7 protein-coding genes are annotated in these 7,223 nt (G+C 61.2%); 2 read left to right on the top strand and 5 right to left on the bottom strand.

Annotated features, from left to right (window positions below; translation table 11 throughout):
• Positions 1-87: 87 nt before the first annotated feature.
• A complete protein-coding gene (locus J1G35_RS28070) occupies positions 88-1,248 on the bottom strand; it encodes an MFS transporter (protein ID WP_053127949.1) in 1,161 nt (386 codons plus the stop codon).
• Between the two features lie 207 nt (positions 1,249-1,455).
• A complete protein-coding gene (locus tag J1G35_RS28065) occupies positions 1,456-2,652 on the bottom strand; it encodes a class I SAM-dependent rRNA methyltransferase (RefSeq protein WP_223016605.1) in 1,197 nt (398 codons plus the stop codon).
• A gap of 226 nt (positions 2,653-2,878) precedes the next feature.
• On the opposite strand from J1G35_RS28065, the gene J1G35_RS28060 reads away from it, so the two are divergent.
• Both J1G35_RS28060 and mutM read left to right on the top strand, forming a co-directional pair.
• Positions 2,879-3,691 (top strand): HDOD domain-containing protein, encoded by an 813-nt coding sequence (locus J1G35_RS28060; RefSeq protein WP_172681436.1) that lies wholly within the window; start codon positions 2,879-2,881, stop codon positions 3,689-3,691.
• A gap of 21 nt (positions 3,692-3,712) precedes the next feature.
• Positions 3,713-4,525 carry a bifunctional DNA-formamidopyrimidine glycosylase/DNA-(apurinic or apyrimidinic site) lyase gene (mutM, locus tag J1G35_RS28055; RefSeq protein ID WP_053127956.1) on the top strand — a complete coding sequence of 271 codons (813 nt, stop codon included), beginning with the start codon at positions 3,713-3,715 and terminating at the stop codon, positions 4,523-4,525.
• 124 nt (positions 4,526-4,649) lie between these two features.
• Here the strand turns inward: mutM and J1G35_RS28050 are convergent, their stop codons facing one another.
• The 3 genes from J1G35_RS28050 to J1G35_RS28040 form a co-directional block, all read right to left on the bottom strand.
• On the bottom strand, positions 4,650-4,901 hold the full coding sequence (locus tag J1G35_RS28050) for a YfhL family 4Fe-4S dicluster ferredoxin (protein WP_008364838.1): 252 nt from the start codon (positions 4,899-4,901) through the stop codon (positions 4,650-4,652).
• A gap of 102 nt (positions 4,902-5,003) precedes the next feature.
• Positions 5,004-5,483 carry a pantetheine-phosphate adenylyltransferase gene (gene coaD / locus J1G35_RS28045; RefSeq protein ID WP_003176711.1) on the bottom strand — a complete coding sequence of 160 codons (480 nt, stop codon included), beginning with the start codon at positions 5,481-5,483 and terminating at the stop codon, positions 5,004-5,006.
• Positions 5,484-5,597: 114 nt separating this feature from the next.
• Positions 5,598-7,193 carry a GMC family oxidoreductase gene (locus J1G35_RS28040; RefSeq protein ID WP_223016604.1) on the bottom strand — a complete coding sequence of 532 codons (1,596 nt, stop codon included), beginning with the start codon at positions 7,191-7,193 and terminating at the stop codon, positions 5,598-5,600.
• Positions 7,194-7,223 lie beyond the last annotated feature (30 nt).

Raw genomic sequence — 7,223 nt, 5'->3', positions numbered from 1 at the left:
AAACTCATACACGACGCGGGCTACCTGATAGCGCTGCGTTATCGTTTACGTTTTTCGCGAGCAAGCTCGCTCCTACAGTGGCAGGCGTTAGCGCCCGACTCGTAAATTCGTCAACCAGCCCCAGAGGCTGAGCACGATGAAGCTGACCGCAATGGTCAGCAGCAGATGCGTTCCGGTTTGTGCCAGGGCCGCACTGCTGATGGCGGCTGTGAGGAACATGATGCTGTTCCCGGCTGATGCGGCAGTGCCCGCGCTGCTAGAGAACAACAGCATCGCTGCGGAAATCGCGGCGGGCCGGACCAGGGTGACGGCCAGGGCGCTGATCAGCATTGGAATCAGCAGGGTCACGGTGGTGATCGCGTCAAAGCTGACGACCAGCGTCAGCAGCACACCGGCGACGAGCAGTAATCCAAGACCGATATTGATTTGCCGTGACAGCGCCATGCGCTTTTGCAGGTATGACGCCGCCACGCCGCCGAGCAGGTAGGCCACGCCGTACACCATCAGCACCAGCGCGTACTGGTACTCGGACAGTTTCAGCGCGTCCATGAAAATCAGCGGTGTCACGCTGATCAAGGCGAAGTAGCAGGCAAACACCAGGGCGGCGATCCACCAGTAGCGCAGGAAGTCGCGATTGGCGGCGACTGCTTTGAGCGTGCCGAGGATCGAGGCGGGCGCGCGGTGCGGGCTGGCAGCCCTGGAAGGCAAGATGCAAAACGCATGGATCAACATGCCCAATGCCATCAGCGCAAACCCATAGAAGCTGCCCTGCCAGTCGAAGGTGGTTTGCAGCCAGGAGCCGATCAGCGGCGACAGCGCGACAAACGAACCGCTCAGGGTCATGTAATAGAGGCGCACCCGGGCTCGGTCCTGTTCGTCGAACAGGTCTTCCACCAGTGCATGGCCCAGTACGAAGAAGCCGCAGCCCATGGCCTGTACAGAGCGAAACAGCAGGAAGGTCAGGTAATCCGGGGCCATTGCGCAGCCTATCGCCCCGAGGATCGACAGTGTGATGCAGCCGAGCAGCACTTCCTTGCGCCCCCATTTATCTGAAAGCGGGCCGGCGACCAGTTGGGAGATGGAAAAGACCAGGGTGAACAGGCTGATGGACAGCGCGATGTCTGCGCTGGGCGTGTCGAATCGGGCGGACAGGGCAGGGAACGACGGGAGCAGGATATTGATCGGGAAGAAGCTGATCAGTGAAATGCAGGTGATGAGGATGAAGCGCGAGAGGGTGGGCCCAGACATTGTTTTTGTTTTCCGAAGTAAAACCAGAAACCGATACTAGTCTGCGAAAAGTGGAATTCAATCAAAACTACTGTGGGTGGCTTCCCGTAGCAATGTAGGAGCGAGCTTGCTCGCGAAGAACGTCAACGATAACGCAGCGCTATCAGGTAGCCCGCGCTGTATATGCGTTTTTCGCGAGCAAGCTCGCTCCTACAGAGGGTTCACGTCTTAGCTATTGGGCAACAACCGGCACGTAATGCTCTTGATGTACCGCGTCTCGACAATCGCCGGATGCACCGGGTGATCCGGACCCTGGCCGCCACGCTCGAGCATCTGGATATTGCGGTCCAGATGGCGGGCGCTGGTCAGCAGGATGTTTTGCAGGTCGTCTTCCGGCAGGTGCATGGAGCACGAGGCGCTGACCAGGATGCCGTCCTTGCTGAGCAGGCGCATGGCTTGCTCGTTCAGGCGGCGGTAGGCGCCTTCGCCGTTCTTCATGTCTTTTTTGCGTTTGATGAAGGCCGGTGGGTCGGCGACGACCACGTCGAAGCGTTCTTCGCTGGCTTTCAATTCCTTGAGGGCTTCGAAGACATCGCCTTCGATGCAGGTCATCTTCTCGGCAACGCCGTTCAGCGCGGCGTTGCGCTCCACGCCATCGAGGGCGAAGGCCGAGGCGTCGACGCAGAACACTTCACTGGCACCGAAGGCCGCGGCTTGCACGCCCCAGCCGCCGATGTAGCTGTACAGGTCGAGTACGCGTTTGCCTTTGGCGTATGGGGCCAGGCGCGCGCGGTTCATGCGGTGGTCGTAGAACCAGCCGGTTTTCTGGCCCTGGATCACCGGGGCTTCGAATTTCACGCCGTTTTCTTCCAGCGCGACCCACTCTGGCACCAGGCCGAACACGGTTTCGACGTAGCGGTTGAGGCCTTCGGCGTCGCGCGCGGCGGAGTCGTTCTTGAACAGAATGCCGCTCGGCTTGAGCACTTGGGTCAGTGCGGCGATCACGTCTTCCTTATGGGCTTCCATGGTCGCCGAGGCGATCTGCACCACCAGAATGTCGCCGAAACGGTCGACGACCAGGCCCGGCAGCAGGTCGGAATCGCCGTAGACCAGGCGGTAGAACGGCTTGTCGAACAGGCGATCACGCAGGGACAGGGCGACATTGATGCGGTGCACCAGCAGCGACTTGTCCAGGGGCAACTTGATGTCGCGCGACAGCAGGCGTGCGCAGATCAGGTTGTTCGGGCTCATGGCCACGATGCCGAGGGTCTTGCCGCCGGCCGCTTCCAGGATAGCCTGGTCGCCTGCCTGGAAGCCGTGAAGAGGGGTGGCGGCCACGTCGATTTCGTTGCTGTAGACCCACAGGTGGCCGTTGCGCAAACGACGATCGGCGTTGGCTTTGAGACGCAGGCTTGGCAGGGACATGACGTCGCTCCGGAAAAAAGAGCGGGAGTATACCGTGTTGTGTCGTTGTTGGCCGCGCCGCCGGACATGTGGGAGCTGGCGCCCACATTTGGTCCGGTTCCAATCCGGTTTTGAGGTGTCGGTGAGCTTCCCATCGGGGTTAGAATCCCCACCTAGCCCAGAGTGTGTACTTATGTCCCAAGAGCTTACCGCCGAACAGATCCAGCAGGCCCTTCAAGGCATCAGCGTGCCGCCCCAGCCGCAAATCATGGTGGATTTGCAGATGGAGCAGTACATGCCCGACCCGGACCTGGAAGTGATCGCGCGGTTGATCTCCCAAGACCCGGGCCTGTCCGGCGCGCTGCTGAAGATCGTCAATTCGTCCTATTACGGCCTGAGCAACAAGATCGCCTCAATCCAGCGCGCGGTGAACCTGCTGGGCAGCCGGTCGATTATCAACCTGATCAACGCCCTGTCGATCAGGGGCGAGATGAGCGACGACACCATCGTCACCCTCAACCGCTTCTGGGACACGGCCCAGGACGTGGCCATGACCTGCCTGACCCTGGCCAAGCGCACCGGTGCCCAGGCGGTGGACGAGGCTTATGCCCTGGGGCTGTTCCACGATTGCGGCGTGCCACTGATGCTCAAGCGCTTCCCCAATTACATGACGGTGCTGGAACAGGCCTACGCCAACGCCGGCCCCGACTGCCGCGTGGTCGACACCGAAAACAATGCGTTCAACACCAACCATGCGGTGGTTGGCTACTACACCGCCAAATCCTGGCGCCTGCCGGAGCATGTAACCGACGCCATCGCCAACCACCACAACGCCCTGGCGGTGTTCAGTGATGAGTCGTCGCGCAATCCGCAGCTGAAAAACCTGCTGGCGATCCTGAAGATGGCCGAGCACATCTGCTCGTCCTGCCGCGTGCTGGGCAACCAGTCGGTGGACCATGAGTGGAATGCCATTGGCCACCTGGTGCTGGACTACGTGGGCCTGTCGGACTACGACTTCGAAAGCCTGAAGTTGTCGATCCGCGAACTGGGCGCGCACTGATCCCCCCTTCACGAGGTACACATGCCTGAGTTACCAGAAGTCGAAACCACCCGGCGCGGCATTGCGCCGCACCTGGAAGGCCAGCGGGTCAGCCGCGTGGTGGTGCGTGAGCGGCGCCTGCGCTGGCCGATCCCGGAAGACCTCGATGTGCGCCTGTCCGGCCAGCGCATCGTGTTGGTGGAGCGGCGCGCCAAGTACCTGTTGATCAATGCCGAAGTGGGCACCTTGATCAGCCACCTGGGCATGTCGGGCAACTTGCGCCTGGTTGAAGTCGGCATGCCGGCGGCCAAGCATGAACATGTGGACATTGAGCTGGAATCCGGCCTGGCCCTGCGCTACACCGACCCTCGGCGTTTCGGCGCGATGCTCTGGAGCCAGGACCCGCACAACCACGAGCTGCTGCTGCGCCTGGGGCCGGAGCCGTTGACCGAGCTGTTTGACGGCGAGCGTTTGTTTCAACTGTCGCGCGGCAAGTCGATGGCGGTGAAGCCGTTCATCATGGACAACGCGGTGGTGGTGGGCGTGGGCAATATCTATGCGACTGAAGCGTTGTTTGCTGCGGGGATTGATCCGCGTCGCGCGGCCGGCGGTATTTCACGCGGGCGTTATGTGAAGCTGGCGATCGAGATCAAGCGCATTCTGGCGGCGGCGATCGAACGTGGCGGCACCACGTTGCGGGACTTTATCGGGGGGGATGGGCAGCCAGGGTATTTCCAGCAGGAGTTGTTCGTCTACGGCCGCGGTGGCGAGGCGTGCAAGGTTTGCGGGACTGAACTGCGCAATGTGGTGCTGGGGCAGCGGGCGAGTGTGTTTTGCCCCAGGTGCCAGAGCTGATTGCTGTGTGAGGGCTGATATCGCTATCGGGAGCAAGCCCCCTCCCACACTTTGATTTGTGAATACGTTCAAAATGTGGGAGGGGGCTTGCCCCCGATAAGGCCCTGATAGGCGCTGAAGAACCTCAGGCCTTACCGGTAATCTTCCGGTACTTCTCCATCAACTGCTCTTCCGACTCCGGATGAGCTTCATCCAGCGGAATGCAATCGACCGGGCATACCTGTTGACACTGCGGCTCGTCGTAGTGGCCGACGCACTGGGTGCACAGGTTAGGGTCGATCACGTAGATCTCTTCGCCCTGGGAGATGGCGGCGTTCGGGCACTCGGGTTCGCAGACGTCGCAATTGATGCAATCGTCGGTGATGATCAGGGACATGGAGACTCCTGCCAGGGCTGTCAGCCAAGGCATCTGAAAACTAATGCGCGCAATTGTGCCGCATTGGCGCCCGCAGTGCGAGCGGGCGCCGATTGAGCGGTCTTACTTCTTGAATCGCAGCGTCAGCGCATCAGCCACGGCCGGGTGCACGAACTTGGTGATATCCCCGCCCAAAGCGGCAATTTCACGCACCAACGTCGAGGAAATGAACGAATAACGCTCCGACGGCGTGAGGAACAGGCTTTCCACGTCCGGCGCCAGTTGGCGGTTCATGTTGGCCAACTGGAATTCGTATTCGAAGTCCGACACCGCGCGCAGGCCACGCAGGAACACATTGGCGTTCTGCTCTTTGGCGAAATGTGCGAGCAGCGTGGAAAAGCCCACCACTTCCACGTTGGGCAGGTGCTTGGTGACCTCACGCGCCAGCTCCACGCGCTGCTCCAGGGGAAACAGCGGGTTTTTCTTGGGGCTGGCCGCGACTGCGATGATCACATGGTCGAACAAGCGAGAGGCGCGTTCGACCAGATCGCCATGGCCTTTGGTAATCGGGTCGAAGGTACCTGGGTACAACACTCGGTTCATCGCGTCGTCCTGGCGGAGTCCGTTGGGGAACCGGATGGTATCGCAGCCATCCCGGTCGGCCAAGTCAACTTATGCATAAGAAAGCCGTATAGACACCGCGAATGGCGTGTTTTTTCACGCTGTTTTCAGACGTTCGGCCAAGGCTGTCGCCAATTGAGCGGTTAATCCGTACACCGACAATTGCGGGTTAGCCCCAATACTGGTGGGGAATAACGAGCCATCGTGGATCGACAGGTTGCGCAACTGGTGATGGCGACCGAGGCTGTCAGCCACCGCGTTTTTGGGATCTTCGCCCATGGCGCAGCCGCCCATCACATGGGCACTGCCCAGGGTTGTCCGGTGCAATTCCAGGCTCAAACCGTCAATCACGCTACGCGCCTCGGCCAAGGTGTTCACGAACTGTGCGTCGTGGTGCATGGGCTTGACCGACTTGGCGCCCGCCGCGAACTGGATCTCGGCCATGCTGTGAAAGGCCCGGCGCAGGCCGTCCCAGGCATAGGGGGAGACCTGATAGTCGAGCACCGGCGTACCGTCACCGCGTAAGTCCACGCTGCCGCCCTGGCTGTCGGGGTGAAAGCCGTCACGCAACAGCGCGAGCATGGCGTGGGTATGCGGCAATTGGCCCATGTCCAAGGCGTTCTGCGTGCCATAGCCGCCGAACAAGGTGCTGGCTAAGCCTGGGTGGAGGGGCGGTGCTTCCAGCTTGTAGGACATTTTGCCGGTGGTGCCGTCCTGCCATTGGAAGTGGTCGGAATAGATCGACTGCGGCGCGCCGTAGAACGGGTTGATCACCTCATCGAACAGCCCGGCGGAGAAATTCACCAGATGCAAAAAGGTCCGCTTGCCCAGCCGCGAATGCGGGTCGGGGGCGCCCGAGCGCATCAACAGTGCCGGGCTATTGATGCCGCCTCCCGACAGCACGTAATGCTTGGCCTTTACGGTGATCTTGCGCCCGGTAGGCGCCACGCAACGCTCGTCCATCGCCACACATTCCAGGCTGCTGATGGTGTCGCCGCTGTATTTGAGGTGCTCGGCGCGCGCCAGGTAGAGCAGTTCACCGCCTTTTTCCAGGGTGGACGGAATGGTGGTCACCAGCATCGACTGCTTGGCGTTGACCGGGCAGCCCATGCCGCAATAACCCAGGTTGAAGCAGCCACGCACGTTGCGCGGGATCACATGCCAGCTGTAGCCGAGCTTTTCGCAGCCTTTGCGGATCACATCATTGTTGGCATTCGGGGGGATGGCCCAAGGCGCGATGCCCAGGCGCTGCTCCATCTTTTCAAACCACGGTGCCATCTCCGCGCTGCTGTGACCTTTGACCGCGTACTCGCTGGCCCAATGGCTAAGGGTGGCGTCCGGGGTGCGGAAGCTGGAGGTCCAGTTGATCAGCGTGGTGCCACCCACCGCACGGCCCTGCAGGATGGTGATCGCGCCGTCCTTGCTCATGCGACCGATACCTTCCTGATACAGGCTGGCGTAGGCTTCGTCTTCCAGCAGCTTGAAGTCGCTGCTGGTCTTGAGCGGGCCTTCTTCGATCAGCAACACTTTATAGCCCGCGGCGCTGAGGATCTCGGCGGTGGTGCCGCCACCGGCACCGCTGCCGATGATGGCCACGTCGGCTTCCAGGGTCAGGTCGCTGTCGAGGGCGGCGCCATTGTGGGTTTTCCAGCCGCGGGCCAGGCCGTCGCGGAACAGATCGGGTACGGGCATCAGGGTCGTCTCTTGTTTTTATTGTGAGGG

The organism is Pseudomonas sp. SH10-3B (assembly GCF_019891415.1).
In the GTDB taxonomy this organism is placed as follows: Bacteria; Pseudomonadota; Gammaproteobacteria; order Pseudomonadales; family Pseudomonadaceae; genus Aquipseudomonas.
Note: the sequence above shows the minus strand (reverse complement) of the source record. Positions and strands in the feature narration are given on the sequence as shown.

Bases quoted from the DNA above. Each gene is read 5' to 3' on its own strand.
- J1G35_RS28070 (WP_053127949.1), bottom strand. From the start codon at position 1,248: ATGTCTGGGCCCACCCTCTCGCGCTTCATCCTCATCACCTGCATTTCA.
- J1G35_RS28065 (WP_223016605.1), bottom strand. From the start codon at position 2,652: ATGTCCCTGCCAAGCCTGCGTCTCAAAGCCAACGCCGATCGTCGTTTG.
- mutM (WP_053127956.1), top strand. From the start codon at position 3,713: ATGCCTGAGTTACCAGAAGTCGAAACCACCCGGCGCGGCATTGCGCCG.
- J1G35_RS28050 (WP_008364838.1), bottom strand. From the start codon at position 4,901: ATGTCCCTGATCATCACCGACGATTGCATCAATTGCGACGTCTGCGAA.
- coaD (WP_003176711.1), bottom strand. From the start codon at position 5,483: ATGAACCGAGTGTTGTACCCAGGTACCTTCGACCCGATTACCAAAGGC.
- J1G35_RS28040 (WP_223016604.1), bottom strand. From the start codon at position 7,193: ATGCCCGTACCCGATCTGTTCCGCGACGGCCTGGCCCGCGGCTGGAAA.